The organism is Nocardioides sp. T2.26MG-1 (genome assembly GCF_950101795.1).
Taxonomy (GTDB): Bacteria; Actinomycetota; Actinomycetes; order Propionibacteriales; family Nocardioidaceae; genus Nocardioides.
Window position 1 is genome coordinate 277,445 of record NZ_CATNLZ010000023.1, and the last position, 25,568, is coordinate 303,012.

Consider the following 25,568-nt stretch of genomic DNA (forward strand, 5'->3'; position numbering starts at 1 on the left):
CTCTCGAGCTGCGGGGGCTTCGAGGCTCCTGCGCTCGTACCTCGCTCCGGAGCACCTCAACCACCGCTAGTCGTGGAACTCGCCGCAGTCGACGGTGAGCATCTGCCCGGTGACGGCGGAGGCCAGGTCGGAGGCGAGGAAGAGCGCCGCGCGCGCCACCTCCTGCGGCGAGGCGAGCCGCTTGAGGTCGGTGGGCGCGGCCTTGGCGGCGTACACCTGCTCATGCGTCGTGCCCTCGACCGCGGCGAGGAAGTCGAAGTAGCCGCGGTTGACGTCCTCGTAGATGTACGACGGCGCCACGCTGTTGACGCGGATCCCGCGCGGCCCGAGCTCGGTGGCGAGCGACGAGGCGAGGTGCTCCAGCGTCCCCTTGGAGAGCTTGTAGCCGGCGTACTCCGGCTGGGAGCTGAACACCACGCACGAGTTCAGCATGATGATCGAGCCCTTGCTCTCCGCGAGCGCGTCGGCGAACAGCGCCGAGAGCCGCAGCGGCGCGAACACGTTGGTCTCGTTGACCTTCGCGAGCTTGCGCGGCTCGATCTGGGTGATCGGATCCATGGGCGGGATCGTGAACGCGTTGTTGATGACACAGTCGACGCGGCCGAACGCCTCGAGCGCCTTGTCGCGCAGGCTGACCCGCGAGTCCTCGTCGGTGACGTCCGCGACCACGCTCACGACCTTGCCGCCGTACCCCTCCAGCTCGGCCTGCAGCTCGAGCAGCCGCGACTCGGTGCGGCTGGCGATCACCAGGTCGGCGCCCATCTTCGCGGCCTCCTCGGCCAGCGCCCGCCCCAGGCCGGGGCCGATCCCGGAGATCACGATGACCTTGCCCCGCAGCAGCGGGACCGGCTCGTAGCGGTCCTCGATCGAGGTGTCGTGGGCCTGTGCGTAGCCAAGGTCGGTCATCAGCTCAGCATCCTTCGGGCGACGGAGCGCTGCCGGGCGGCGATCCGCTCGGCGTACTGCTCGGTGGTGAGGGGGGTGAAGTGCGGCAGTCGGCTCGGTACGTCGGCGGTCTTGACGACCTCGACGACCGGGCCGTCCTCCGGGCCGAGGTCGCGCTCGAGGCGCTGCCAGCGCAGCATGATCGAGCCGGTGCGGTGGCCGGTGGTCTCGAGCCAGTTCGCGATCGGGGCGCCGCCGGGCGGCGTCTCGGAGATCACGAACCGCATCAGGCCGTCGGGGTCGGTGACCGCCTGGGCCTTGGTGAGCGAGGTCTGGTGGGTCTCGTAGTCGGTGGAGACGTACCAGTCGGAGCCGATCTGGATCGCCTGGTAGGCGCAGTCGGTGCACTCGGGCACCGTGACGATCAGCGCCTCGTCGTCGGCGAGGTCGTAGTGGCCGATCGAGGAACGCTGCGAGGACAGGCCGCCCGGAGTCGACTGCGGCGCGGTCGGCTGGTTCGCCGGCTCCTTGCGTTCGAAGAACTGCGGAAACGCCAGCCAGGTCTGGATCGACCCGGTCAGCAGCTTGGCCGCGACCTCGTACTTGCGCTCCAACCGGGCCTGGGTGAGCGGGGCGGCCGGAAGGCCGACGGTGTCGGTGCGCTCGATCCAGAGCCGGCCGCGCTCCTCGGTGTCCCAGTCGTTGTAGACCTCGCGCACGATCATCGTCTTGGCGCCGGGCTCGGCGACGTAGGTGAACTCGAACGACCCGTCCTCGGCGATGTCGAGCTCGCGGTCGTCGAACGCTGCGTAATCGAAGGGCACCTCTCCGGGTCCGTAGGACCCCGCCATCACCTGGAAGGACAGGTCGGCGGTAGTGCCGCGGACGCCGCGCACGACGTACTCGACGCCCTCCTTGAGGTAGGCGTTGAAGTAGATCGCGTCCGGGTTGTCCAGGCCCTGCCGGGAGAACTGGTGCGTGGGGTTGATGAACAGCGGCCGGTCGAGGTCGTGGTCGAAAGCCATCTGCAGGGCCATCCGGATCCGTCCTGCGAGGTAGTCGTAGCCCTCCAGCAGGTCCAGCTCGGTGCGGATGAACGGCGCGCTCTCGATGAGCTTCTCCGCCTCGGCGATCGCGTCCTGCAGGGGCCGGGTGAGGTCGCTCATGCGTCCACCTCGGTGGTTTCGGGGCTCCTCGCTAGCGCTCGTCGCACCTCAACCACCGTGTCGCCGCCGGCGGTTGAGGTGCGAGCGCAGCGAGCCTCGAAACCCCGGCGGCTCACGAGCCCACCTTGGCGATGATCTGCTCGGCGTACCGCTCGAGGTGCTCGATCTTCTTGTCCAGCGGCTCGGTGTCGGGGCCCTTGATGTAGGGCACCCGGAACCCGACGATGCAGTCGGTGACGCCCTTGTCCTCCAGGCGCTTGATGCCGTCGAGGTCGTAGGCGTCGTACGAGATCACGTGCACCTCGAAGTCGTCGCGAGTGTCGCCCTCCTCCTGGCGGATCTCCGCCAGCCGCTTGAGCAGCCGGTCGAGCTCCTCGCCGTCGCCGCCGGCGTGCATCCAGCCGTCACCCTTGCGCACGGCCCGGCGCAGCGCGGCGTCGACATGGCCGCCGACCAGCAGCGGGATCCTCTCGCTCGCGCCGGGGCACTGCTTGAGCGCGTCGACGTCGTAGAACTCGCCGTGGTACTCGAAGTGCTCGCCGGTGGTCAGCCCGCGCAGGATGTCCATGCACTCGTCCATCCGCTTGCCGCGCCGCTCCCACGGCACGCCCATCGCGTCGAAGTCCTCGGGCCAGGGCGAGATGCCGACGCCGAGCCCGAGCCGGTTGCCCGAGAGGTAGGCCAGCGAGGAGGCCTGCTTGGCGACCAGCACCGGCGGGCGGATCGGCAGCTTGAGCACGAACGGCGTGAGCCGCAGCGTCGTGGTGTGCGCGAACAGATGCGCGCACAGCACCATCGTCTCGATGAACTCCTTGCCCTCGAGGAACTCGCGGTCCCCGGTGTCGGTGTAGGGGTACTTCGAGTCGGAGTCCTTGGGGTAGATCAGGCTGTCGGCGACCGTCATCGACGTGTAGCCGGCCTGCTCGGCCGCCTGGGCGAGCGGCGCGTAGTACGTCGCCTGGGTCATCGCCTCGGCATAGGTGAACCTCATGGGCCACAGAGTAGAACGTGTTCCAGTTTTCTGCCAGAGTGTGGCCGTGGACCTCCAGGAGATCAGCGACCGTCTCGAGATCGAGGGCGTGCTCGTCCGCTACACCCGCGCGATCGACACCGGCGACTGGGACGCGCTCGACACCGTGTTCACCCCCGACGCGGAGATCGACTACACCGAGTCCGGCGGCGTGGCCGACACCTACCCCGCGGTGAAGCCGTGGCTGGCGGAGGTGCTGCCGGCGTTCTTCCCGAAGCGGATGCACTCCCTGGGGCAGGTCGACGTCCGGCTCGAGGGGGACAGTGCGACGGTCACGGCGTACTTCCACAACCCTATGCCCATAGACGACGGCGCCGGCGGCACCAAGGTCGTGGAGTTCGGCGGTCTCTACCATCACTCCATGGTGCGGACCCCCGACGGTTGGCGCAGCCGCAAGCTCCACGAGGAGATCATCTGGAAGCGTGGCCTGTGAGCACGACCAAGCGGAAGCCGCAGGGGCTCGACTCCCCGCTGACCGCGAAGCTCATCAAGTACGGCGCCCGCGCCCAGGTCAGGGCCTTCCGGCTGACCAACGGCCGGATCGGGTCGAAGTGGCGGATCGGCGCGGGGTTCCGCAAGCCGGTCCCGACGCTGCTGCTCAACCACGTGGGTCGCACGTCGGGACGGACGTTCACGACCCCGCTGCTCTACCTCGAGGACGGCCGCGACCTGGTGATCGTCGCGTCGCAGGGCGGGCTCCCGAAGAACCCGCAGTGGTACCCCAACCTGGTCGCGCAACCGGAGGTGACCGTGGAGCTGCGCGGCGAGGGCGTGCGGCCGGTCCGGGCGCGCACGGCGGCGTCTGAGGAGCGGGCCGCGCTCTGGCCGCGGCTGGTCGAGCTGTACGCCGACTTTGCGAGCTATGCGTCCTGGACCGACCGTGAGATCCCCGTCGTGGTCCTCGAGCCGCGCTGACGTGTTTGGCCTGGTTTGGCCGGGCACCGACAATGGAGGGACGACGAACCGACCGACGGGGGAGATGACGCGTGTCCGAGCAGCTGCCCGAAGGCCCTGACGAGCGGCACCCGATCGTCATCGGCCTGGTGGCGCTGGTGGCGGTCGCCGTGTCCGTGGGCCTGATCATGGGCGTCGTGGTGCTCGCCGGGACGCACGTGCTCGGCCTCGGTGGCGGTGACGACAGTGGCGGGTCGACCTCGGCGCGGTCGATGTACCTGCCCCGCCCGGTGAAGACCCCCGCGGCCACGGGGCCGGAGATCACCCTGGCCCCCGGCCCGTCCGCGTCCTCGAAGGCCACGCAGCCGACGAAGGACCCGACGAAGTCCCGGAAGCCGCGCAAGCAGATCACGCTCTCCGCGTCCGTGACCTCCGCCGGCCCGATGGAGCCGTTCGGCCTGACCGGCGTCTATCCCGGTGGCGAGGGCGCGATCCTGCAGGTGCAGCGGTTCACGGCGGGGTCGTGGCAGGACTTCCCGGTCACGGCGTCGGTGAGCGACGAGACGTTCCAGACCTCCGTGGCGACGAGCTATCCGGGCCCGAACCGGTTCCGCGTGGTCGACACCGACACCGGGCTGGAGTCCAACGAGGTCAGGATCACGATCGGCTGACGACGGGCCGTCAGACGGGCCACCAGCCGGCCCGCGACGGCCGGCTGTCCGACCGCGATGCCGGTGAGCACCAGCAGCATGCCGAGCGCCTGGGCGGGGCCGAACATCTCGCCGGCGAGCGCGATCCCGACGACGGTGCCGGCGACCGGGTTGAGCAGGCCCACCAGCGAGACGGCCGCGGCCGGCAGCCGGCCCAGCCCGCGGAACCACACGACGTACGCCAGCACGGTCCCGGCCAGCCCGAGGTAGAGGAACCCGCCGACCGCCTGCAGGTCCATCGGCGGGGGAGCGCCCTCGACGATCAGCGCGACGGGCAGCAGCACCAGACCGCCGGCCACCAGCTGCCAGGCGGTGAACGTCAGCAGGTCCACCGGCGGCGTCCAGCGCTTGACGAGCACGAAGCCGAGCGAGGAGAGGGCGACCGCGCCGAACGACGCGGCCACGCCGATCGGGTCGACGACGAAGCCGGCCCGCAGCACGAGCAGAGCGACGCCCGTGGCGCCGACCGCCGCGCCGGCCAGCGACAGCGCCCGCGGCCGCTCCCGGATCAGGCCCCAGGCCAGCAGCATCACCATGATCGGCGCGGTCGCGGTGAGCGTCGCGGCCATGCCGCCGGGCAGCCGGTACGCCGCGATGAAGATCAGCACGAAGAACGCCCCGATGTTGAGCGTGCCCAGCACCAGCGTGCGCCACCACCAGATGCCGGTGGGCAGCCGCGGCCGGAACGCGAGCATCAGCAGGCCGAACGGCAGCGCCCGCACGAGCGCGCCGAACAGCGGCCGGTCCGGAGGGAGGAACTCCTCGGTCACGTAGTAGCCCGAGCCCCACGCGATCGGGGCGAGGGCGGTGAGGCTGAGGGTGCGCCAACTAGTTTCCACGGAAAGGATAATAGTTTCCGTGTCAGATATATTCCAGTCCATGGTGACGCCGGATCAGCGGGACCTCGACCACGTCGGCCGGATCATGGCGCAGTGGCGGGTGGAGCGACCCGACCTGGACGTCTCCCCGCAGGGGATCATCGGCCGGCTGCACCGGCTCGCCGCGCACCTGAACGAGGAGCTGGCGGTGGTCTACAGCCAGTTCGACCTCGGCCACGGGGAGTTCGACGTGCTCGCCACGCTGCGCCGCGCGGGCGCGCCGTACGAGCTGACGCCCAGCGACCTGGCCGCCCAGACGATGGTCTCCTCCGGCGCGGTCACCAAGCGCGTCGACCGCTGCGTCGAGCACGGCTGGGTCACCCGCCGGGTCGGCGAGGGCGACGCCCGCAGCCGTGTGGTGGCGCTCACCCCCGCCGGCCTCGATCTCATCGACAGCGCCTTCGAGGCGCACATGGCCAACGAGCAGCGACTCGTCTCCTCGCTCGACGAGCTCGAGCGCACCCGCCTCGCCGGCCTCCTTGAGAAGTGGGGCCGCACCCTCGGCGCCTGAGTGCCACGCCGGTGGCCTCGAGACGGGCGCAGAACGCCCTCCTCGACCACCGGGGCACGGTGGTTGAGGAGGTTGCGCTAGCAACCGTCTCGAAACCACCCGCTCGGGCAGCTCAGCTGGGGATCCAGTCGAACGCGTCCGGGTTGGGGCCGGTGCGGCCGGCCTCGCCCTGGTCGAGCCCGCTGATCGCGGCGACCTCGTCGGGGGTGAGCGAGAAGTCGAAGATCTCGAAGTTCTCGCGCATCCGCTCCGCCCGCATCGACTTCGGGAACACGACGTCCCCGCGCTCGACGTGCCACCGCAGCGTCACCTGCGCCGGCGTCTTGCCGTGCGCGGCCGCGATCTCGCCGATGACCGGGTCGCCGAGGACGCCGCCCTGGGCGATCGGCGACCAGGACTCGACGACGACCTGGTGCCGGTACGACGCGGCGCGGGCCTCCTCGTTGGTGAAGTAGGGGTGTACCTCGATCTGGTTGACCGCGGGCAGCGCCCCGGTCTCCTCGATGATCCGGTCGAGGTGCGCGGGCTGGAAGTTGGACACCCCGACCGACGTGGCGCGCCCGTCGTCGACGAACTCCGTGAGCGTGCGCCAGGTGGAGACGTAGTCGCCGTCGTACCTCGTCGGCAGCGGCCAGTGGATGAGGAACAGGTCGACCCGGTCCAGCCCGAGCTTCGTCAGCGTCTCGTCGAACGCGCGGCGCGCGTCGTCGGGCCGGTGGAAGCCGTTGTTGAGCTTGCTGGTGATGTACAGCTCCTCGCGCGGGATGCCCGAGGAGCGGATCGCCTCGCCGACGCCGGCCTCGTTGCGGTACATCTGCGCGGTGTCGATGTGCCGGTAGCCCACCTCCAGTGCCTTCGCGGTCACCTCGGCGGTCTGGTCGGGCGGCACCTGGAAGACCCCGAAGCCGAGCTGGGGGATCGTGGTGCCGTTGTTCAGGGTGATGGCGGGAACGGTCATACCCGCATTGAACTCCTCTCGGCGAGATCCATTCCCGCGGGTGCCAGTGCCAGGTCGACGAGCAGGTCGGCGTGGGCGGTGGTGGAGTCGATCGTCGGCAGCGGCGCCTGGTCCGGGCCGACGAGCAGGCCGATCTCGGTGCAGGCGAGTGCGACCGCGTCCGCGCCGCGGCCGGCCAGGTCGCGCATGATCTCGACGTACCGCTCGCGCGAGGAGTCGAGGAGCCGGCCCTGGGTGAGCTCCTCGAAGATCACCCGGTCGACCTCCGCGCGGTCGGCCGCGGACGGTACGACGACGCCGACCCCGCGCTGCGCCAGCCGGTCGGCGTAGAACGTCTCCTCCATGACCCACGACGCCCCGAGCAGGCCGAGGGTCGTCCACCCCGAGCGCTGGGCGAGCGCCGCGACCGCGTCGGCGATGTGCACGGCCGGCACCGAGACCGCGGCCTCGACGGCCGGGAACACCTTGTGCATGAGGTTCGTGCAGATCGCGACCAGGCCCGCGCCGCCCGCCTCGCAGCGCCGGGCGGCGTCGGCGAGCAGCTCGCCCGCGCCCGCCCAGTCCTCGCGCAGCTGGCAGTCGCGGACGTCCTCGAAGTCCAGCGACTGCAGCGCGATCCGGGCCGACGCGTGGCCGCCGCGGCGGGCGGCGACCTGCTCGTTGATCCGGCGGTAGTAGGCCTCCGTGGAGTGCCAGGACATGCCCCCGATGAGGCCGATGGTCTGCATGTCTCCAGCGTGCGGCCGGCGACCATCTCCAAGGAATCCCTGTTCTCGTTGCACGACCCATAAGTCATCCTTGGGTGATGGAGCCTCTCGACCCGCGCCGGGTGCTGATCTTCCGGGCCGTCGCCCGCGCCGGCTCGATCAGCGCCGCCGCCCGCGACCTCGGCTGGACCCAACCCGCCGTGAGCCAGCACCTCGCGCGGCTGGAGCGCGACGTCGGCGGGGCGCTGCTGCTGCGCGGCGCCGCCGGCGTCCGCCTGACCGAGGCCGGTACGGCGCTCCTGCGCCGGGCCGACGTCGTCGCGGCCGAGCTGCACGCCGCGGGCGAGGAGCTCGCCGACCTGGCCGAGCTGCGGGGCGGGCGGGTCCGGCTCGTGGCGCACCCCTCCGCTGCGGCCACCCTGGTGCCGTCCGCACTGGGCGTCCTGGCCCTCGACCGGCCCGGCCTCGAGGTGCGCCTCGAGGAGGCCGAGCCGCCGGAGGCGATGGCCGCCGTGCTGGCCGGCGACGCCGACCTCGCGCTGGTGTTCGGCTACGGCGGCCCGCCCGAGGGGCTCGGCCTCCTGGAGTGGCAGCCGGTGCTCGAGGAGTCGGTCCACCTGGTGCTGCCCGAGCAGGCGCCCCCGGTCGCGGGGCTCGCCGACCTGGCCGGCGCGGAGTGGATCGGCGGGTGCGTGCGCTGCCGGGCCCACCTGGTCGACTGCTGCACGGCCGCCGGCTTCGCCCCGGCGATCCGGCACGTCACCGACGACTACGTCGTGGTGCAGAACCTCGTGGCCGCCGGGCTCGGCGTGAGCGTGCTGCCGGCCTCCGCGCTCGCGGCCCACCGGGCGTCCGGCGTCCGCACCCACGAGCTGCCCGAGCTCGGCCGGCGGCGGGTCGGCATCGTGCACCGGCCCGGCGCACTGGCGGTCCCGGCCACCGCCGCGGTCGCCGCCGCGCTGGCGCACGCCGCCCGTTGACCCGCCCGAAAGTTTCGGGCGGGTCAACGGGAACACCGCTGGGAGACCATGCGTTGGAACGGATGATGAAACTTGAGTTGAACCGACTCAACTAATTTGCCAGACTCGCCGAGAGCGGCGCAGGATGGTCGCAACCTGAGACTCACAAGCGGAGGTAGCAGAAATGGCACGTGCGGTCGGCATCGACCTGGGCACGACGAACAGCGTCGTGGCCGTCCTGGAGGGTGGAGAACCCACCGTCATCGCCAACGCCGAGGGTGCCCGCACCACGCCCTCCGTGGTGGCGTTCGCCAAGTCCGGCGAGGTGCTCGTCGGCGAGGTCGCCAAGCGGCAGGCCGTGACCAACGTCGACCGGACCATCCGGTCGGTCAAGCGTCACATGGGCACCGACTGGAAGACCAAGATCGACGACAAGGACTTCACGCCGCAGCAGATCAGCGCGTTCGTCCTGCAGAAGCTCAAGCGCGACGCCGAGGCCTACCTCGGCGAGCCCGTGACCGACGCGGTCATCACGGTGCCGGCGTACTTCTCCGACGCGCAGCGCCAGGCCACCAAGGAGGCCGGCGAGATCGCGGGCCTCAACGTCTCGCGCATCGTCAACGAGCCGACCGCCGCCGCGCTGGCGTACGGGCTCGACAAGGGCGACGACCAGACGATTCTCGTCTTCGACCTCGGTGGCGGCACGTTCGACGTGTCCCTCCTCGAGATCGGCGAGGGCGTGGTCGAGGTCAAGGCCACGTCCGGTGACAACCACCTCGGTGGTGACGACTGGGACCAGCGCGTCGTCGAGTGGATGGTCAAGAAGTTCAAGGACAACAACGGCGTCGACCTCGCGGCTGACAAGATCGCCAAGCAGCGCCTCCAGGAGGCCGCCGAGAAGGCGAAGATCGAGCTGTCCTCGTCGTCCGAGACCACGATCCACCTGCCGTACATCACCCACGGCGAGTCCGGCCCCCTGCACTTCGAGGAGAAGCTCACCCGCAGCGAGTTCCAGCGGATGACGTCCGACCTGCTCGACCGCACCAAGGGCCCGTTCCAGAGCGTGCTCAAGGACGGCGGCGTCGCGATCAAGGACATCGACCACGTGGTGCTCGTCGGCGGCTCGACCCGCATGCCCGCGGTGACCGAGGTCGTCAAGGAGCTGCTCGGCGGCAAGGAGCCCAACAAGGGCGTCAACCCCGACGAGGTCGTGGCCGTCGGTGCCGCGCTCCAGGCCGGCGTCCTCAAGGGCGAGGTCAAGGATGTGCTGCTGCTCGACGTCACCCCGCTGTCGCTGGGCATCGAGACCAAGGGCGGCGTGATGACCACGCTGATCGAGCGCAACACCACGATCCCGACCAAGCGCTCGGAGATCTTCACGACCGCCGACGACAACCAGCCGTCGGTCGAGATCAAGGTCGCCCAGGGCGAGCGCCCGATGTGGGCGCAGAACCAGCCGCTCGGCAACTTCGAGCTCACCGGCCTGCCGCCGGCACCCCGGGGCATCCCGAAGATCGAGGTCACCTTCGACATCGACGCCAACGGCATCGTGCACGTGACCGCCAAGGACCAGGCCTCCGGCAAGGAGCAGTCCATGACGATCTCCGGCGGCTCGGCGCTCGGCAAGGACGAGATCGACCGGATGGTCCGTGAGGCGGAGCAGTACGCGGAGGAGGACGCCAAGCGTCGCGAGGCCGTCGAGACCCGCAACCAGGCGGAGCAGCTGGTCTACACGACCGAGAAGTTCCTCGACGACAACGCCGACAAGCTGCCCGACGACGTCAAGACCGAGGTCCGCACCGACGTCGACGCGCTCAAGGTCACCCTCGAGAAGGAGGACGCCAGCGCCGACGACATCCGCGCCGGGGTCACCAAGCTCGGGGAGTCCAGCCAGAAGATGGGCGCCGCGATGTACGCCGCCGCCGAGGCCGACGCGGCCGCGGCCGGCGGGTCCGCCGGCGCGACCGGCGAGGCCGACGACGACGTCGTCGACGCCGAGATCGTCGACGAGGGTCCGGCTGACGAGGGCGAGTCCAAGTGACGGAGCCGTCGTACGACGAGCAGCGCACGCAGGTGGAGGAGGAGCGGCCCCAGGAGACCGGGGTCGCCCCTCCCGCCGCCCAGCCGGCCGCGCCTGGGGCGGGGACGGGTGCGGAGACCGAGGCCGAGGCCGAGGCCGCCGAGGAGCAGGCCGAGCAGGAGGTCGAGGACGACCTCTCGGTCGCCCAGCGGGCGGTCGGCGAGCTGACGGCCGATCTGCAGCGGCTGCAGGCGGAGTTCCTCAACTACAAGCGCCGCGTCGACCGCGACCGCGAGCTGATCCGGCAGAACGCGACGTACGTCGCGCTCACCCCGATCATCGAGGTGCTCGACACCATCGACCGGGCCCGCGAGCACAGCGAGCTCGACGGCGGCTTCAAGGCCGTCGCCGACCAGCTCGAGCGCGTGGTCTCGGGTCTGGGCCTGACGAAGTTCGGCGAGCCCGGCGACCCGTTCGACCCCAGCCTGCACGAGGCCCTCTCCCACATCGGCGAGGACCCCGAGGTCACGGTGACCACCTGCAAGGTGGTCGCCAAGGCGGGCTACCGGATGGGCGACCGCGTCGTGCGCGCCGCGCAGGTGCTCGTGGTCGACCCGCCGAGCGGCCCGACCGAGTAGGAATAGCGATATCGACCGAGGAGAGGGGGTGCGCGCATGAGCACGACTGACGGCTTCCGGGCCGACTGGGCCCAGAAGGACTTCTACAAGGAGCTGGGCGTCACGAAGGACGCCTCGGCCGACGAGATCAAGAAGGCCTACCGCAAGCTGGCGCGCGCCAACCACCCCGACTCCAACCCGGGCGACTCCGCGGCCAGCAAGGCCAAGCACGACAAGTTCAAGGCCGTGGCCGAGGCCTACGACGTCATCGGCGACCCCGACAAGCGCAAGAAGTACGACGAGATGCGCGAGCTCTACGGCTCCGGCACGTTCCGCGGCGGCTTCGGCGGTGGCGGCGGCCAGGGCGGCGCCGGGGGCTTCAACCTCGACGACCTGCTCCGCGACCGGGCCGGTGGCGGGGCCGGCGGTGGCGGCGGCTTCGGCGACATGTTCGGCGACCTCTTCGGGGGCGGCTTCGGGCGTCGCCAGCAGCAGCAGCGGCCGCGGGCGACCAAGGGTCAGGACGTCGAGACCACGGCGACGATCAGCTTCACCGACGCCATCGACGGGGTCACGATCTCGCTGCGGCTGACCTCCGACGCGCCGTGCCCCGACTGCCACGGCACGGGCGGCAAGCCGGGCACCAAGCCACACGTCTGCCCCGAGTGCGAGGGCGCGGGCTTCGTGGTGTCCTCGGCGGGCGGGGCGTTCTCGATCAACGAGACCTGCCCGCGCTGTGGTGGCCGCCAGCTCGTCTACGACGAGGCGTGCCCGACCTGCCACGGCTCCGGCCGCGGCACCTCGGCCCGCTCGATCCAGGCCCGCATCCCGGCCGGGGTGCGCGACGGCCAGCGGATCCGGCTGCGCGGCAAGGGCGGTGCCGGCGACAACGGCGGCCCTGCCGGCGACCTGTTCGTGACCGTCAAGGTCGCCCCGCACCGGCTGTTCGGCCGCAAGGGCGACAACCTCACGATCGACGTACCCGTCTCCTTCGACGAGCTCGCGCTCGGCGCGGACATCAAGATCCCCACCCTCGGCGGCGCGCCGGTGACCCTCAAGGTCCCCGCCGGCACCCCGAGCGGGCGGACCTTCCGGGTGCGCGGCAAGGGCGCGCCCAAGTCCGACGGCACCAAGGGCGACCTGCTCGCGACCGTCGAGGTGCAGGTGCCGGCGGTGCTCGACACCAAGGCGCGTGCGGCCGTCGAGGCCTTCCGCGAGGCGACGGCCGGCAAGCCGTTGCGCTCGAAGCTCTTCGAGGACGCGTGACGTCATGCCGACCCGCCGACCGCCGTTCGAGCCGCCGGGGCCGGACGCCGCCGTCTTCGTCATCAGCGTCGCCGCTGAGCTGAGCGGCCTGCACCCGCAGACGCTGCGCACCTACGAGCGCCTCGGCCTGGTCTCCCCGGGCCGCACCGTCGGCGGCGGGCGGCGCTACTCCCACCGCGACATCGAGCGGCTGCGCGAGATCTCCGAGCTGACGTCCGCCGGCATCGGCATCGAGGGCGTACGCCGCATCCTCGACCTCGAGCACCGCGCCGCCGCGCTCGCCCAGCGCAACGAGGAGCTGGTGCGCGAGCTCGAGGCGCTCCGCGAGGCCCTGCGTGAGGCGCTGCGCCGCGCGGCGGGCACCGGCCCCGCCGGGCTGCCCAACAAGCTGCCGGTGCTGCGCGCGCCGGACCCCGGCCAGTCCGTGGTGGTCTGGCGCCGCGGGCGCCACTAGACCGGGAGCACCCCTGGTACGGTGGCTCACGGACGGGCAGACGGCCCGTCGCTCGAGTCGAAGGTCGTGAGTTGATGTCCGCCGCGCACGCCACTGCGCAACGCAGTGACGCCGGGACCGTCCTCGCGTCCGGCCTCTGACCACGAGCGACCGCCGCCCGGCGGGTTTGCCCTGACTCCACCCGTCGCCTGACGAGACGCGCCCCGAGTACGCGGGCGCTGCCGCCGGCGACGACTCTCCGCGACCCGGCGTACCGCCGCGTCGCTGACCGAAGGGACCACATCGTGTGGCACACCCGAGCTGAGACCATCAACGACATCACCGCCATCCACGCCGTCGTCGCGGCGGCGTTCCCCACCGAGTTCGAGGCCGACCTGGTCGACGCGCTGCGCGCCGATCCCGAGGCCTGGATCGACGGCCTGTCCGTCGTCGCCGAGAGCGAGGACGGACAGATCGTGGGGCACGCGCTCCTGACCCGCTGCCAGGTCGACGGGGCGCCCGCACTCGCGCTCGCGCCCTGCTCGGTCCGTCCGGACCACCAGCGCTCCGGCGCCGGGTCGGCCGCGATCCGGCACGGGCTCGCAGCGGCCCGCGACCTGGGGGAGAACCTGGTGCTGGTGCTCGGCCATCCGGCGTACTACCCGCGGTTCGGGTTCACCCCGGCCTCCGGGTTCGGGGTGCGGGCGCCGTTCGACGCACCCGACGACGCCTTCCTGGCCCAGGCCCTCGACCCGGAGCAGCCGACCCCGACCGGGGTCGTGCGGTACCCGGCGGCCTTCGGGGTCTAGGCGCCCGGACAGCGCCTGACCGCGGGCGGCACTCGGCACCGTGCGTGCCGGGTGCCGCCCGTCGGCGACACTAGAGTCGGCTCGTGACGACCGAGCGGAGCCACCGGGCCAGGTGGGTGGTCGCCGGCTGCTGGGCGCTCTGTGTCGGCTCGCTCGCGCTGCTGCCGCTGGTGACCACCGGGTCGGACGCCGATCGGGTGCCCGGCCTCGGCGGCGCCGCCTGGTGGGCCGGCGTGGCCCTCCTGACCGTGCAGGCTGTGGCGCTGCTGCGATGGTGGTCGAACCCGCCGCTGGCGCTGCTGGCGGTCGCACCGGCGGCGGTGGCCGCCGGCGGCGTGACCCTCGGCGACGCCACCAACGTCACGGGGTTGTTCGTGATGGTGGCGGCGTACCTGGTCGCCGTCGCTCGACCCGTGCGGCAGGCCTGGCCGGCGCTGGTCGCGGCGGGCGGCCAGGTGGCCTGCGGGGGCTACGTCGCCGGGCTGCGGCTCGACGACCCGGTGCTGACGTCGATCGGTGGCTCGCTGCTGCAGGCCGTGGGCACCATCGGCGCGCCGGTGCTGGTCGGCGTCCTCGTCGCGACCCGGCGCGAGTCGCGGGCCGCACGCGAGGACGAGCAGCGGGCGTTGCTGCGCGAGCGCGACGCGCTGCTCGTCGCCGCCGTCGCCCGCGAGCGCACCGCGATGGCGCGCGAGCTGCACGACATCGCCGCCCACCACCTGTCCGGCATCGCGGTGATGAGCGCCGCGATCGGCACCCAGATCGACACCGACCCCGAGGGCGCCAAGGCCGCCGCGGCGCAGGTACGCCGCCAGAGCGTCTCGGTGCTCCACGACCTGCGCAGCCTGGTCGGGCTGCTGCGGGTCGGCGACGACGCCCCGGACCCTGGCACGACCCCGACCCGGATCGAGAACCTGGCCGGCCTCGCCGCGCTCACCCACGACTTCTCCTCGGGTGCGACGCCGGTGGAGCTGACGGTCCTCGAGGCCTCCGGCCATTCCCTGGGCCACGGCGTCGGCCCGCTGGCCCAGCTCGCGGCGTACCGCATGGTGCAGGAGTCGCTCGCCAACGCCGCCCGTCACGCTCCCGGCGCCCGCTGCGAGGTGGTCGTCGACGACCGCGCCGCCGCCTCGCTCGTGTGACGGTCCGCAACGGCCCGCCCACGGCGCCGCCCGATGCCGCCGTCGGGTCGAGCGGCTTCGGGCTGGTCGGGATGCGCGAGCGCGCGGAGCTCACCGGTGCGCGGCTCGAGCACGGCCCGACGTCCGACGGCGGCTGGCAGGTGCTGCTGCGCATCCCGCGCGACCCCGACGTCCAGCCCGGCCTGCAGGAGGACTCATGATCCGCGTCGTCATCGCCGACGACCAGCCGCTGATCCGGGCCGGGCTGGCCACGCTGATCGGGGCCGAGCCCGACATCGAGGTGGTCGGCGTGGCAGAGGACGGTGTTCGAGCGGTCGAGATCGCGCAGGAGAGGCGGCCCGACGTGGTGTGCATGGACATCCGGATGCCCGGCCAGGACGGCATCGCCGCGACCCGCGCGCTGTGCGGCCCCGGCGTCGAGGACCCGATCCCGGTGCTGGTGCTGACGACGTTCGACATCGACGACTACGTGTTCGGCGCACTCGAGGCGGGCGCCTCCGGCTTCCTGCTCAAGGACGCCGAGCCGGCGGTGATCGTCGCGGCCGTGCGCTCGGTCGCGAGCGGCAACGGCACCATCGACCAGACCCTGACCCGACGCGTGCTGCGCGAGTTCACCACCAGGCGCCAGACCCAGCCGGTCACCGCCGGCCGCGCCAGCGAGCTGCTCACGTCCCGCGAGCTCGACATCCTGCTGCTGCTCGCGCAGGGCATGTCGAACGACGAGATCGCCGAGCAGCTGTACCTCGAGGTGTCGACGGTGAAGTCGCACCTGGCCCGGATGATGCCCAAGCTCGGCGTTCGGTCGCGCCTGCAGGCGGCGGTGTGGGCCTACCAGAACCGGGTGGTCGAGGTCCCCGACTGACGATCTCGGCGCCGTCGCGGGCCGAGACCGGTTGCTGGGTGTCCTCGATGCTTGCTGCCGAGCGTGCTCCGCATACTCCGCGCGGAGTACGCGGGAGTGTCTGCCGTGGCCAGACGCGTCAGCACCGCCGGCTTGACACCGTTGTCCGAGGCTCACTGGCACAACAAAGGAGCACAACGGACATGAGGCCGATCGAGCAAGGCCCAGCGCGCTCGTCGATGGGGCGCCGTAGTTTCGTCACCCGCGCGGCTGCCGTCGGTGCCGGCGTCGGACTGTCTGCCGCGGGCCTCGTGGCCTGCACCGACGACACGGCGGAGCCGAAGGCCCCGCCCGGTGACCAGGACGTCGCGCTTCGCGACCAGGACCTGAAGTTCATCGGCGTGGAGGAGACCTTCTCGACCCCGGAGCTGCTGAAGCTGAACTCCATCAACGACGACCACATCGCGTTCCTCGAGGAGATCGGTCTCGCGGATCTCGGCGAACGCCGACTCGGTGACATGGACGAGGGAGGACTCAACGTCCAGATCCTCTCGGCGCACACGCCGGCGGTACAGCTTGTCCCTGGGCAGGAGGGCATCGACTTCGCCTACCGTCTCAACCGGCAGCTCGTCGAAGGGCCGATGGCCAGCTACCCGGACCGCTTCCAGGCCTTCGCCACCTTGCCCCTGCAGAGCCCGGAGGCGGCGGCGGACGAGCTGGAACGCTCGGTGCGAGAAGACGGCTTCCTGGGCGCACTGACCAACGGGCACATCACGGGGAAGTACCTCGACCATCCCGACTTCGAGCCTGTCCTGGCCCGTGCCGTTGCTCTCGATGTCCCGATCTACCTGCACCCGGGCTACCCGGCTGAGGAGGTCTTCGACATCTACTACAGGACGACCCGGAAGGAGTACACGAAGGAGTACCAGGACTACATCTTCAGTGGGTCCGGATTCGGCTGGCACCAGGAGGTGCTGATCCAGGCCGTCCGGATGATCACGTACGGGGTCTTCGACAGGTTCCCCGACCTGAAGATCATCATCGGCCACATGGGCGAGGGCCTGCCGTTCTACTACGAGCGGATCGCCAACGACATGGGCGAGCCGACCGAGGACTCGCTCGAGAAGCCGATCGAGCAGTACTGGCACGACAACTTCTGGTTCACGACCAGCGCGTTCTTCCAGGACAACCTGCTCGAGCAGCTGCTGAAGTACATCAGCGTGGATCGGGTGATGTTCGCGACCGACTATCCCTTCATCGACAGCATCAAAGAAGGGACCGACTGGTTCCGGGCAGTCGACCTCCCGCGTGCGGACAAGGAGAAGATCGCGTTCCGCAACGCCGAGAGCCTGTTCGGCCTCAAGGTCTGACGCATCGGGCCCGACCGAGCTCGACGTGACGTCGTACGGCGCTTGCATCGAAGGATGCAAGCGTCGAAGACCGTTCTCGCGAGGCTCGTTCGGGGCGCTCTCGGTTCCTAGCGTCGTAGGTGATGGATCAAGAGAACCCACGACGTACGGAGAACACCCTCGTGACCACCCAGACCATTCCCCAGGAGACGTCACAGTCGACGGCGCAGACCGCCGTACGCCTGCTCGACGTCACCAAGAGCTACGACGGCGGCCCGGCACCCGTGACCGCGCTGCGGTCGGTGTCGCTGGCCCTGCAGCCCGGCTCGTTCACCGCCGTGATGGGCCCTTCGGGGTCCGGCAAGTCCACGCTGCTGAACACCGCCGCCGGGCTCGACACCCCCAGCAGCGGGCGGGTGCTGATCGGCGAGGTCGACATCAGCACGATGTCCGCCGACCAGCTGACCCGGTTCCGCCGCGAGCACGTCGGCTTCGTGTTCCAGGCCTACAACCTGATCGGCCACCTCACGGTCGCCGAGAACATCCAGCTGCCGGTGCGGCTCAGCGGCCGCGAGCCCGATCTGGCCCGCCAGGCCGAGCTGGTCGAGTCCGTCGGCCTGACCGGCATGGAGGACCGGCTCCCCAGCGAGCTGTCCGGCGGCCAGGCGCAGCGCGTCGCGATCGCCCGCGCGCTGATCACCGGCCCCACGGTCGTCTTCGCCGACGAGCCCACCGGGGCACTGGACTCCCGGACCGGGGCGCAGGTGCTCGGCGTACTCCGCGACACCGCGCGCCGACAGGGCCAGACCGTGGTGCTCGTGACCCACGACCCGCAGGTGGCCTCGGCTGCCGAGCGGGTCCTCTTCCTCGCCGACGGCCGGCTCGTCGACCAGCTCGACGCCCCGACCGTCGAGCAGATCACCGGGCGCGTGGTCGCCCTGAGCAAGTGAACGGGCCGGTGAGCGCGATGAGCACGATGACCGCCACCTTCGGCCCCACCGTCCGCAACGCCCGCGCCGCCGTCCGCGCCGACCGCGGCGGCGTCGCCGGCACCTTCATCGTCCTGGTGCTCGCCGCCGCCCTGATCTCGGCGACCGGCGTCGTCATGGAGTCCGGCATCCGTGCCCAGGCCGACGGCGCCGGCGACGCCGCGCTGCTCGCCACGCTGGCCGGCTCGTTCGCCGGTACGGCGCTCAGCGTCGTGGTGCTCGTCGTCGCCTCGACCTTCGCTCTGGCGATCCGGCGCCGTCGCCGCGAGTTCGCGCTGATGCGTGCGGTGGGTGCCACCCGGCGGCAGGTACGCCGGATGGTCGGTGCCGAGGTCCTCCTCGTCACCGCCGTCGCGGCCCCGCTCGGCGCCGTGCCCGGCCTGTTCGCGGCCCGGCTGCTCACCCCGACGCTGGTCGACAGCGGCATCGTCTCGGACGGCTTCCAGCTGACGCTCTCGCCGTTCCCGGTGCTCGCGGCCATCGTGTTGCTGCTGCCGGTCTCGCTGCTCGCCGCCCGCCTCGCGGCCCGCGAGACCCTCCGGATGCCGCCGACCGCGGCCGTCCGTGAGGCCTCGGTGGAGAAGCCCGGCATCGGGCGTGTCCGCCGGATCACCGCCGCGGTCCTCGCGGTCGGTGGTCTGTCGGTCGCGTTCTCCTCGGTGGCCGTGCCCGGCACCGTCGGCGCCGCCGCGGCCGCGTCCTCGGCGTTCCTGCTGGTCGGCGCCGCCGCGCTCGCCGGACCGCTGCTGGTCACCCGGCTCCTGGGACACAGCTCCTCGGTGCTCGCCCGAGCGGGCGGCGTCAGCACCGGGCTCGCGCTCGCGAACACCCGTGGCTTCGCCCGTCGGCTGACCTCCGCGATCGTCCCGCTCGCGCTGGCACTGTCAGCCGGCACCGTGCAGACCAGCGTCGACAAGACCGTCTCCGAGGCGGCCACCCGCCAGCTCGACGCGGGCCTCCACGCCCAGCTCGTCGCGACCGGCCTCACGGCCGACCAGGTCGACCGGATCTCCGACCTGCCCGGCGTACGCTCCGCGACGGCGCTGTCCACGATCGCCACCCAGGTGCGCACCGACGACGAGATGCCGTCCGCCCTCAGCGGTCTGGCGTGGGAGCCGAACCAGATGTGGGTGCTGCCCGAGGGCGGTCCCGGCGACGCGTTCGACCCGGACCTCACTGCGGGCTCGCTCGCCGACCTCGACGCCGTGGACACCGTGGCGATCAGCGCGGACACGAAGTTCGACCTCGGGAAGGGGATCGGCGACCGGGTGACCGTGCGGTTCCCCGACGACACCGAGACCGACGCGAAGATCGTCGCGGTCTACGACCGCAGCCTCGGGTTCGGCGGCTATCTCGTCGGCGCCTCCACCGTGGCTGACCACGACCCCGACGCGGCCGCGACCACCGTGCTGGTGTCGACCTCGCCCGGCGCCTCTGCGGATGTCGCCTCGGAGCTCGAGGACCTCGGCGTGCCGGCGCAGTCCAAGGACGCGTACGTCGGCTCCGTGCAGACGGCCGCCGCGAGCAGCCAGCACCTGTCCGCCGTACTCCTCCTCGCGCTGCTGGCCTTCGTCGGCCTCGCCGCCGCGAACACCCTGGTGATGACCACCGCCGGCCGCCGCGCCGAGCTCGACCTGCTGCGCCGCACCGGCGCCACCCGCACGCAGCTGCTGCGGATGGCCTGGGTGGAGTCGCTCATCACCGGCGCCGCTGCCTGGGTGATCGGCACGGTAGCGGTCATCCCCGCGGTGCTGGGTGTGGGCTTCGGCCTGCTGGGCGCGTCGGTGCCCGGCGTCGGCTGGACAGCGTACGCGTTGCTCAGCGTGCTGGTGTTCGCGATCTCGGTGCTGACCATCGTGCCCACCGTGGTGCGCAGCCTGCGGGGACCGGTGTCGGCACGGTCGGCCGGGTAACGTCTCGGTGTGGTCGATGTGGGTCCGGTGCTGGTCGACCACCGCGAGCGCAACAGCCCGATCCCGGACGCTCTGGTCGCCGCCGGCCTCGACGTCCAGCTGACCGATCTGCCGGTCGGCGACTACGTCCTCGGGCAGGGGCTGGCGATCGAGCGGAAGGGCCCGAACGACCTCGGCGCATCGGTTCGCGACGGTCGCATCTTCGACCAGTCCGTCCGGCTGCAGTCGGCCTTCCCCCAGGCGGTCCTCCTGGTGGAGGGCGAACCACGCGGGATCGCGGAAGACGCGTGGCGTGGGGCGGTGTGCCGGCTGGTGGAGGACGGGTTCACCGTGCTGCACAGTCTGGACGCCGAGGACAGCGCGGCGTGGATCGTGCGGCTCGCCAAACGCGCCCGTCGCGCCGGACCCACCATCCGCACCGACGGCCCGCGTCGCGCACCCCGCCATCCGTCCGCGCAGGCCGAGGTGATGCTCTCCGTCGTGCCGGGGATCAGCACCGCCATGGCCCGCAGCCTGCTCGACGCCTACGGCAGTCTCGCCGCGGTGGCAGCAGCAGCACCCGAGGGTCTCCGCCGCCACCCCGGCATCGGGCGGGTGCGTGCCACCCGACTCGCGGAAGCGCTGCACGGGCCGTACGTCGCGCTCGCGGACCGCGAGCCGGAGCCGGAACGACCCGCCCGCGGGCAGCGGCCGCCGCGTCGCTGGATCCTCACCAGCCCGACTCCAGGGGCGGAGCTGCAGTCGTTCGACCGTCGAGCGATCGCGCTGCGCGCCCTGCGGTCGGCCACTGACGGCAGCCAGCTGATCGACGGTCTCACTGGTGAGGTGGTGGCCGCTACTGGTGAGGATCGTCACCGCCGCGCCTGAAGGAGGCTCGCCTCAGCGGTCCTCGCCCCAGTTGGCGACGATCACCGCGATCGGCGGCAGCACGGCAGCGATGACCGACATCGCGACGGCCGCCGTCGTCGACCACAGCCTGACCAGGTTCCAGGCGAGCACGATGAGCAGCAGGCAGACGCCCATCAGGGCGAAGTACCACCGCTGACGGCGGCGTAGCCGTTCACTCTGCGGCCTGCGGACCACGCCGGCCGTGACGCGCTGGGGTCGTCTCATCGTCTCCACGGTAGGACTCCCACCGACCAGCGTCACCGCTCGTCGAGGTCGTCGTCGGAGAGCCGCGGCAGCGCGGTGGTCTCGGCGTCCAGGTCGATCTCGGCCCCGGGGTCCGGGAGCGCCGCGCCCCGGCGGCGGGACGGATGGGGTCGCAGCGGGGCCGGCCAGGTGCGGACCGGGCGTCGCAGCTGGAGCTGGCGGCGTACTCGTTGCTCGAGGTCGAGCTCTCGCTGCACGCGCTTGACGGTGGACAGGATGGTGCCGTGCAGCTCGCCCAGGTGGGGATCGGCCACGGCGGCGGTCATGCCCTCGAGACGGCTGCGCGCCTCGGGCAGCCCCTGGATCGACTCGCGTAGCGCCTCGAAGTCCGCCGAGTCGGCCTGGCCGGCCGGCGCCGCCTCGAGCCGGACCAGCTCACCGAAGGCGTCGACGGCGTCGGCCAGGTCGCGGAACGTCAGCGCCAGACCGAGGAGCACGTCCATGGCGCCCTCGGCCTCGAGCCACTCAGGGTCGCCCTCGGTGGCATCGGCGAGCGCGCGGTACATCGAGCGGACGGTCAGCGCCGTGTGCTCGAGCGACTCCAACCCGTGCCGCAGACCGGGCCCGAGGTCCGGCGTGCCGACGGCCCGGACGTTGAGGCGGCGGCCCTGCTCGGCGTGCAGGAGCGCGGCTCCGACCCGGGGGACGTCGTGATGGGTGATCCGGCGGGCGTCGCCCAACCAGGCACCAGCGGCCGCCGCGACCGAGCCGCGGTCGCCGGTCAGCTGCTCCAGCGCGTCGGCAGACCGCCGCAGGACCGCACTGATCGCATCCGCGAGGCCCTCGATCTCGCGGCCTGCGTCGGAGGTGGGGACGCGCGGTGGGAAGAGCAGGTTGGCCGCGACGCCGATGCCAGCGCCGACGAGCGTCTCCGCGATCCGCTGGCCCGCGGCGGCGCCCGCGCCGAGCGAGCCGACGCCGAGGACGAGCATCCCGCTGATCGCGACCTCGATGAGGTTGTCGCGCAACCGGAGGGCCTGGCCCAAGGTGATCGAGATGAGGATGAGCAGGCCGAGGCTCCACCACTCCAGCGGCACGACCGCGGCGAACGCGACCGCCAGTGACACCCCGGTCACCACGGCCACGACGCGGTCGAGGCCGCTGGCCAGCAGGGAGACGGGCGTGACCTGCACGACCAGCATCGCCGTCAGCGGCGCGAGCAACGGCTGGGTCCCCGGGAAGATCAGGGTCGCCACGACGTAGCTGATCACGGCCGCCATGGTGATGCGCAGCGACCAGAGCACCGCTCCTCGCCAGCCCGTGCGCAGTCGTCTCAGCTCACGACTGAGCCTCCGGCGCCACTGGTCACGCATCCCTCGATGATGGCGCACGTGGGTGAGGCGTGCGGTGCGCCGTCGAGACGTGCGTCGTCGCGGGCTGCGTGTCAGGTGAGGTCGACGACCAAGCGTCGATCGTTGACGCCGATCGCCTGGCGCTGCCAGCTGGCGGCTGCGTGCGTATGAGGTATCGCCTCGTGGGCGACGGTCAGTCCACCGGATGCCGCATGACCGATCAGAGCATCAAGCGCAGCGCGTCGCTGCACTGCGGTGAGGGAGTTGTTGGTGTAGCCCAGGATGCTCTGGCTGCCGCCGCGGAGCAGGGCGCTCGTGAAGGTGGCCTCGGTGCCGGCGGAGCTGCCGAGGTTGACCAGGCGGCCGCCGGGGGCGAGGCACTGGGCCGCCGCGGTGGCCGGGACGCCGCAGAGCGGGTCGATCACCAGGTCGATCGGGGCGCCGGTGGCGGCGCGGATCTGTGCCGCGAGGTCGTCGACCTGGTCGTCGTCGCGCAGGCGGACGATGCCGTCGGCGCCGAGGGACTCGGCGGTGGCGACGGCGCCGTCGGAGCGGCAGGCGGCGTAGACCGCCGACGCGCCGAGGAGCCGCGCGCTTTGGAGGGCGACCTGGCCGACGACGCCTCCGGCGCCCAGGACCAGGACCCGCTCGCCGGGCTTCAGCTCACCGCGCCAGGTCAGGGACATCCAGGCGGCGATGGCCGAGTAGCCGAGGGCGGCGACGAGGGCGTCGGGCACGTCGGCGGTGATCGGCACCAGGTCCGCCGCGTCGGCCACGGCCCGCTCGGCGAGGCTGCCGTCGCCCGGGGCCATCCCGGCCGAGGTCGGGAACCAGACGCGGGTGCCGGGGTCGTGCAGCGGCGAGGTCACGACGACCCCAACGCCCTGGACGCCCGGGACGTAGGGGAGCGCGGGCGGGCCGAAGTACGACGTGCCGGTCGCGCAGAGCACGTCCAGCGGCGTGATCGGAGTCGCGGTCACGGCGATCAGCGCCTGGCCAGGACCGGGGACCGGCTCAGGGATGTCGACGAGCTCCGGGGGAGCGCCGTGCTGGGTGATGTGTGCGGCGCGCACGATCAGGCGTCCGTGGGGTCGACGTACACCGCGTTGCGGTCGACGGCCATGTAGATGTCGTTGGCGATCGGGCGCCGGATCTCCTCGGCGATGTGGCCGAGCAGGCCGGCGCAGCGGGCGAGCAGCACCGTGCCGCGCAGCAGCTCGAGCGGCAGGCCGAGGTCGGCGAGTGCGGCGCCGCTCACACCCGCGCCGTTGAGCGGCAGCGTCTTGCCGAGCACCTGCGAGTGCACGCGGCCGATCGCCTCGAACAGCGCCAGGTGCGGGCCGTAGAGGCCCTCCTCGTGCGCGATCTGCACCAGCCGCGGGGTGCGCGGGTCGCCGTTCTTATGGACCGGATGTCCCAGGCCGGGCACGAACTTCCCGGCCTCGCGCTGCCGGCGTACGGCGGCGAGCGCGACCTCGTCCCAGCCCGCCTCGTCGGTCGGCAGCTCCGACAGACCGGCGAGCTCGCCGGCCAGGAACCGGCCGGTGTCCTCGGTGACGCCGAGGAACCGCGAGCCACCACCGAGCAGGCCGGCGGCGAGCGCGCCCTGGATCGCGTCCGGCGCGCTGAGATAGGTGAGACGGGCCGCGATCGCGGTCGGGGTGAAGCCGTGGTCGGCCAGCCCGATCAGCACCGCCTCGAACAGCCGCGACTGCTGGGGCGTCGGCTTCTGCAGCGTCAGCAGCCAGTAGGCCAGCTCGCCGAAGGACACCTTGCCCATCAGGTCGGTCGCGAGGTCCTGGCCGAGCAGGGTGATCGTCGTACCTTCGGACGTGCCGAGCGACGTGGGAAAGGACGGGGTGCTCATGAGGTCTCCTTCGGGAAGCCGAGCCACGCGCGCACCTCGGCGCCGTGCTCGTCGAGGCCCGGCGGGGGCAGGTCGTAGCGGGCCGGGCTGGCGCTGAACCGGATCGGGTTGCGGACGGTCGGCACCCCGCCGACCTCGACGACCGGCTCGAGGCCGAGCCGCTCGGCCAGCTCGACGCCGCCGCGCACGTCGTTGATCGGGCCGCACGGGATGCCGGCCTCGGTCAGCACGTCGAACCACTCCTGCGCGGAGCGCTCGGCCAGCCGCTCGAGCAGCAGCGGCCGCAGCTCCTCGCGGTTGTCGTTGCGCGACCCGACCGTCGCGAACCGCGGGTCGTCGGCCAGCTCGGGCGCGCCGATCGCGGCAGCCAGCTTGCGGAACTGCCCGTCGTTGCCGGCCACCACGATCAGGTCGCCGTCGCCGGTCGCCAGCGGCTCGTAGGGGAACAGGCTCAGGTGCGCGTTGCCCATCCGGTGCGGGACGACGTCGCCGGCGACGTACGCCGAGGTCTGGTTCACCAGCGTCGACATCGCCGTCGACAGCAGGTTGGTCTCGACGTGCTGGCCCTCGCCGGTGAGGTCGCGGTGCCGCAGCGCGGCCAGGATGCCGATCACCGACTGCAGACCGGTCATCACGTCGAACACCGAGATGCCCGCGCGGTACGGCGGGCCGTCGGGGCTCCCGGTCAGACTCATCAGCCCCGACATGCCCTGTACCAGCAGGTCGTAGCCCGGCAGCGACGCACCGCCCGCGGCGCCGAACCCGCTGATCGAGCAGTAGACGACCCGCTCGTTGGTCGCGCGCACGGAGTCGTAGTCGAGGCCGAAGCGGGCCAGGCCGCCGGGCTTGAAGTTCTGGATCATCACGTCGGCGCGGGCCGCCAGCGCCTGCGCCACCTCGCGGTCGGCGTCGTCCTTGAGGTCGAGCGCGATCGAGCGCTTGTTGCGGTTGACCGCCAGGTAGTAGGTGCCCTGGTCGCCGCGCCGCGGCGGCACCCACTCCCGGGTGTCGTCCCCGGCGGGACTCTCGACCTTGATCACCTCGGCGCCCAGGTCGCCGAGCAGCATGGTCGCGTACGGGCCCGCGAGGACCCGCGAGAAGTCGGCCACGACCAGGCCCGCGAGCGGGGCCGCTCCGGTGTCGGCGTTCGCCATCTGCACTCTCCGACCACTAAGCGGAC

Annotated in this window: 28 protein-coding genes; 17 read left to right on the plus strand and 11 right to left on the minus strand. The window is 72.0% G+C overall.

Features of this window, described 5'->3' with window-relative positions:
• Nucleotides 1-66: 66 nt before the first annotated feature.
• The 3 genes from QQZ14_RS14125 to QQZ14_RS14135 form a co-directional block, all read right to left on the minus strand.
• Nucleotides 67-906 carry an SDR family oxidoreductase gene (locus tag QQZ14_RS14125; RefSeq protein ID WP_284534973.1) on the minus strand — a complete coding sequence of 280 codons (840 nt, stop codon included), beginning with the start codon at nt 904-906 and terminating at the stop codon, nt 67-69.
• Complete coding sequence (locus tag QQZ14_RS14130) at nt 906-2,051, minus strand: hypothetical protein (protein ID WP_284534974.1); 1,146 nt, start codon at nt 2,049-2,051, stop codon at nt 906-908. The genes QQZ14_RS14125 and QQZ14_RS14130 overlap by 1 nt, the downstream gene beginning before the upstream one ends.
• Nucleotides 2,052-2,163: 112 nt before the next feature.
• Complete coding sequence (locus tag QQZ14_RS14135) at nt 2,164-3,042, minus strand: TIGR03619 family F420-dependent LLM class oxidoreductase (RefSeq protein WP_284534975.1); 879 nt, start codon at nt 3,040-3,042, stop codon at nt 2,164-2,166.
• Nucleotides 3,043-3,088: 46 nt separating this feature from the next.
• Between QQZ14_RS14135 and QQZ14_RS14140 the strand changes: the two genes are divergently transcribed.
• The 3 genes from QQZ14_RS14140 to QQZ14_RS14150 all read left to right on the plus strand — a co-directional run bounded on the left by QQZ14_RS14140 (nt 3,089) and on the right by QQZ14_RS14150 (nt 4,646).
• Nucleotides 3,089-3,514: a nuclear transport factor 2 family protein gene (locus QQZ14_RS14140; protein WP_284534976.1), complete on the plus strand. Its 426-nt coding sequence runs from the start codon at nt 3,089-3,091 to the stop codon at nt 3,512-3,514.
• Nucleotides 3,511-3,996 (plus strand): nitroreductase family deazaflavin-dependent oxidoreductase, encoded by a 486-nt coding sequence (locus QQZ14_RS14145; protein WP_284534977.1) that lies wholly within the window; start codon nt 3,511-3,513, stop codon nt 3,994-3,996. The genes QQZ14_RS14140 and QQZ14_RS14145 overlap by 4 nt, the downstream gene beginning before the upstream one ends.
• A gap of 71 nt (nt 3,997-4,067) precedes the next feature.
• Nucleotides 4,068-4,646: a hypothetical protein gene (locus QQZ14_RS14150; RefSeq protein ID WP_284534978.1), complete on the plus strand. Its 579-nt coding sequence runs from the start codon at nt 4,068-4,070 to the stop codon at nt 4,644-4,646.
• On the opposite strand, the gene QQZ14_RS14155 is transcribed toward QQZ14_RS14150, so the two are convergent.
• Nucleotides 4,565-5,524 carry an EamA family transporter gene (locus tag QQZ14_RS14155; RefSeq protein WP_284534979.1) on the minus strand — a complete coding sequence of 320 codons (960 nt, stop codon included), beginning with the start codon at nt 5,522-5,524 and terminating at the stop codon, nt 4,565-4,567. The genes QQZ14_RS14150 and QQZ14_RS14155 overlap by 82 nt on opposite strands.
• 40 nt (nt 5,525-5,564) lie before the next feature.
• Here QQZ14_RS14155 and QQZ14_RS14160 point away from each other — a divergent pair, with 40 nt between their 5' ends.
• Nucleotides 5,565-6,074, plus strand: coding sequence for a MarR family winged helix-turn-helix transcriptional regulator (locus QQZ14_RS14160; protein ID WP_284534980.1), 510 nt, complete (start codon nt 5,565-5,567; stop codon nt 6,072-6,074).
• 112 nt (nt 6,075-6,186) lie between these two features.
• Here QQZ14_RS14160 and QQZ14_RS14165 read toward each other — a convergent pair whose 3' ends face one another.
• The gene (locus QQZ14_RS14165; protein ID WP_284534981.1) at nt 6,187-7,032 is read right to left on the minus strand and encodes an aldo/keto reductase; all 846 of its coding nucleotides are present in this window, start codon (nt 7,030-7,032) and stop codon (nt 6,187-6,189) included.
• Nucleotides 7,029-7,760, minus strand: coding sequence for an aspartate/glutamate racemase family protein (locus QQZ14_RS14170; RefSeq protein ID WP_284534982.1), 732 nt, complete (start codon nt 7,758-7,760; stop codon nt 7,029-7,031). Before QQZ14_RS14170 ends, QQZ14_RS14165 begins: the two co-directional genes overlap by 4 nt.
• A 77-nt stretch (nt 7,761-7,837) precedes the next feature.
• Between QQZ14_RS14170 and QQZ14_RS14175 the strand changes: the two genes are divergently transcribed.
• The 13 genes from QQZ14_RS14175 to QQZ14_RS14235 all read left to right on the plus strand — a co-directional run bounded on the left by QQZ14_RS14175 (nt 7,838) and on the right by QQZ14_RS14235 (nt 20,944).
• On the plus strand, nt 7,838-8,719 hold the full coding sequence (locus QQZ14_RS14175; protein ID WP_284534983.1) for a LysR family transcriptional regulator: 882 nt from the start codon (nt 7,838-7,840) through the stop codon (nt 8,717-8,719).
• A gap of 163 nt (nt 8,720-8,882) precedes the next feature.
• Nucleotides 8,883-10,739, plus strand: a complete 1,857-nt coding sequence (dnaK, locus tag QQZ14_RS14180; RefSeq protein WP_284534984.1) for a molecular chaperone DnaK — start codon at nt 8,883-8,885, stop codon at nt 10,737-10,739.
• Complete coding sequence (grpE, locus tag QQZ14_RS14185) at nt 10,736-11,356, plus strand: nucleotide exchange factor GrpE (RefSeq protein ID WP_284534985.1); 621 nt, start codon at nt 10,736-10,738, stop codon at nt 11,354-11,356. Before dnaK ends, grpE begins: the two co-directional genes overlap by 4 nt.
• Before the next feature lie 36 nt (nt 11,357-11,392).
• Entirely contained in the window at nt 11,393-12,601 is a 1,209-nt protein-coding gene (gene dnaJ, locus QQZ14_RS14190) for a molecular chaperone DnaJ (protein WP_284534986.1), read from the plus strand.
• A 4-nt stretch (nt 12,602-12,605) separates the two neighbouring features.
• Nucleotides 12,606-13,055: a heat shock protein transcriptional repressor HspR gene (locus tag QQZ14_RS14195; RefSeq protein WP_284534987.1), complete on the plus strand. Its 450-nt coding sequence runs from the start codon at nt 12,606-12,608 to the stop codon at nt 13,053-13,055.
• A gap of 284 nt (nt 13,056-13,339) precedes the next feature.
• A complete protein-coding gene (locus tag QQZ14_RS14200; protein ID WP_284534988.1) occupies nt 13,340-13,843 on the plus strand; it encodes a GNAT family N-acetyltransferase in 504 nt (167 codons plus the stop codon).
• Nucleotides 13,844-13,926: 83 nt separating this feature from the next.
• Nucleotides 13,927-14,985: a sensor histidine kinase gene (locus QQZ14_RS14205; RefSeq protein ID WP_284534989.1), complete on the plus strand. Its 1,059-nt coding sequence runs from the start codon at nt 13,927-13,929 to the stop codon at nt 14,983-14,985.
• Nucleotides 14,982-15,185 (plus strand): ATP-binding protein, encoded by a 204-nt coding sequence (locus tag QQZ14_RS14210; protein ID WP_284534990.1) that lies wholly within the window; start codon nt 14,982-14,984, stop codon nt 15,183-15,185. The genes QQZ14_RS14205 and QQZ14_RS14210 overlap by 4 nt, the downstream gene beginning before the upstream one ends.
• Nucleotides 15,182-15,847: a response regulator gene (locus QQZ14_RS14215; protein WP_284534991.1), complete on the plus strand. Its 666-nt coding sequence runs from the start codon at nt 15,182-15,184 to the stop codon at nt 15,845-15,847. The genes QQZ14_RS14210 and QQZ14_RS14215 overlap by 4 nt, the downstream gene beginning before the upstream one ends.
• 182 nt (nt 15,848-16,029) lie before the next feature.
• Nucleotides 16,030-17,196 (plus strand): amidohydrolase family protein, encoded by a 1,167-nt coding sequence (locus QQZ14_RS14220; protein ID WP_284534992.1) that lies wholly within the window; start codon nt 16,030-16,032, stop codon nt 17,194-17,196.
• Between the two features lie 161 nt (nt 17,197-17,357).
• A complete protein-coding gene (locus QQZ14_RS14225; protein ID WP_284534993.1) occupies nt 17,358-18,125 on the plus strand; it encodes an ABC transporter ATP-binding protein in 768 nt (255 codons plus the stop codon).
• A gap of 17 nt (nt 18,126-18,142) precedes the next feature.
• Nucleotides 18,143-20,077, plus strand: a complete 1,935-nt coding sequence (locus QQZ14_RS14230; protein ID WP_284534994.1) for an FtsX-like permease family protein — start codon at nt 18,143-18,145, stop codon at nt 20,075-20,077.
• Between the two features lie 9 nt (nt 20,078-20,086).
• Nucleotides 20,087-20,944, plus strand: coding sequence for an ERCC4 domain-containing protein (locus QQZ14_RS14235; RefSeq protein ID WP_284534995.1), 858 nt, complete (start codon nt 20,087-20,089; stop codon nt 20,942-20,944).
• 12 nt (nt 20,945-20,956) lie between these two features.
• Here QQZ14_RS14235 and QQZ14_RS14240 read toward each other — a convergent pair whose 3' ends face one another.
• The 5 genes from QQZ14_RS14240 to QQZ14_RS14260 form a co-directional block, all read right to left on the minus strand.
• On the minus strand, nt 20,957-21,190 hold the full coding sequence (locus QQZ14_RS14240) for a DUF3099 domain-containing protein (protein WP_284534996.1): 234 nt from the start codon (nt 21,188-21,190) through the stop codon (nt 20,957-20,959).
• A 32-nt stretch (nt 21,191-21,222) separates the two neighbouring features.
• Nucleotides 21,223-22,542 carry an FUSC family protein gene (locus QQZ14_RS14245; RefSeq protein ID WP_284534997.1) on the minus strand — a complete coding sequence of 440 codons (1,320 nt, stop codon included), beginning with the start codon at nt 22,540-22,542 and terminating at the stop codon, nt 21,223-21,225.
• Between the two features lie 71 nt (nt 22,543-22,613).
• A complete protein-coding gene (locus QQZ14_RS14250; protein ID WP_284534998.1) occupies nt 22,614-23,594 on the minus strand; it encodes a quinone oxidoreductase family protein in 981 nt (326 codons plus the stop codon).
• 2 nt (nt 23,595-23,596) lie between these two features.
• Nucleotides 23,597-24,388 carry a citryl-CoA lyase gene (locus QQZ14_RS14255; protein ID WP_284534999.1) on the minus strand — a complete coding sequence of 264 codons (792 nt, stop codon included), beginning with the start codon at nt 24,386-24,388 and terminating at the stop codon, nt 23,597-23,599.
• Nucleotides 24,385-25,542 (minus strand): CaiB/BaiF CoA transferase family protein, encoded by a 1,158-nt coding sequence (locus tag QQZ14_RS14260; protein WP_284535000.1) that lies wholly within the window; start codon nt 25,540-25,542, stop codon nt 24,385-24,387. Before QQZ14_RS14260 ends, QQZ14_RS14255 begins: the two co-directional genes overlap by 4 nt.
• Between the last annotated feature and the right edge of the window lie 26 nt (nt 25,543-25,568).

What these genes read in the sequence shown, in the direction of transcription:
- QQZ14_RS14125 (WP_284534973.1), bottom strand. Translation starts at nt 906, where the DNA reads ATGACCGACCTTGGCTACGCACAGGCCCACGACACCTCGATCGAGGAC.
- dnaK (WP_284534984.1), top strand. Translation starts at nt 8,883, where the DNA reads ATGGCACGTGCGGTCGGCATCGACCTGGGCACGACGAACAGCGTCGTG.
- dnaJ (WP_284534986.1), top strand. Translation starts at nt 11,393, where the DNA reads ATGAGCACGACTGACGGCTTCCGGGCCGACTGGGCCCAGAAGGACTTC.
- QQZ14_RS14195 (WP_284534987.1), top strand. Translation starts at nt 12,606, where the DNA reads ATGCCGACCCGCCGACCGCCGTTCGAGCCGCCGGGGCCGGACGCCGCC.
- QQZ14_RS14170 (WP_284534982.1), bottom strand. Translation starts at nt 7,760, where the DNA reads ATGCAGACCATCGGCCTCATCGGGGGCATGTCCTGGCACTCCACGGAG.
- QQZ14_RS14215 (WP_284534991.1), top strand. Translation starts at nt 15,182, where the DNA reads ATGATCCGCGTCGTCATCGCCGACGACCAGCCGCTGATCCGGGCCGGG.
- QQZ14_RS14230 (WP_284534994.1), top strand. Translation starts at nt 18,143, where the DNA reads ATGAGCACGATGACCGCCACCTTCGGCCCCACCGTCCGCAACGCCCGC.
- QQZ14_RS14165 (WP_284534981.1), bottom strand. Translation starts at nt 7,032, where the DNA reads ATGACCGTTCCCGCCATCACCCTGAACAACGGCACCACGATCCCCCAG.
- QQZ14_RS14175 (WP_284534983.1), top strand. Translation starts at nt 7,838, where the DNA reads ATGGAGCCTCTCGACCCGCGCCGGGTGCTGATCTTCCGGGCCGTCGCC.
- QQZ14_RS14160 (WP_284534980.1), top strand. Translation starts at nt 5,565, where the DNA reads ATGGTGACGCCGGATCAGCGGGACCTCGACCACGTCGGCCGGATCATG.
- QQZ14_RS14255 (WP_284534999.1), bottom strand. Translation starts at nt 24,388, where the DNA reads ATGAGCACCCCGTCCTTTCCCACGTCGCTCGGCACGTCCGAAGGTACG.
- QQZ14_RS14220 (WP_284534992.1), top strand. Translation starts at nt 16,030, where the DNA reads ATGAGGCCGATCGAGCAAGGCCCAGCGCGCTCGTCGATGGGGCGCCGT.
- QQZ14_RS14130 (WP_284534974.1), bottom strand. Translation starts at nt 2,051, where the DNA reads ATGAGCGACCTCACCCGGCCCCTGCAGGACGCGATCGCCGAGGCGGAG.
- QQZ14_RS14260 (WP_284535000.1), bottom strand. Translation starts at nt 25,542, where the DNA reads ATGGCGAACGCCGACACCGGAGCGGCCCCGCTCGCGGGCCTGGTCGTG.
- QQZ14_RS14240 (WP_284534996.1), bottom strand. Translation starts at nt 21,190, where the DNA reads ATGAGACGACCCCAGCGCGTCACGGCCGGCGTGGTCCGCAGGCCGCAG.
- QQZ14_RS14245 (WP_284534997.1), bottom strand. Translation starts at nt 22,542, where the DNA reads ATGCGTGACCAGTGGCGCCGGAGGCTCAGTCGTGAGCTGAGACGACTG.
- QQZ14_RS14135 (WP_284534975.1), bottom strand. Translation starts at nt 3,042, where the DNA reads ATGAGGTTCACCTATGCCGAGGCGATGACCCAGGCGACGTACTACGCG.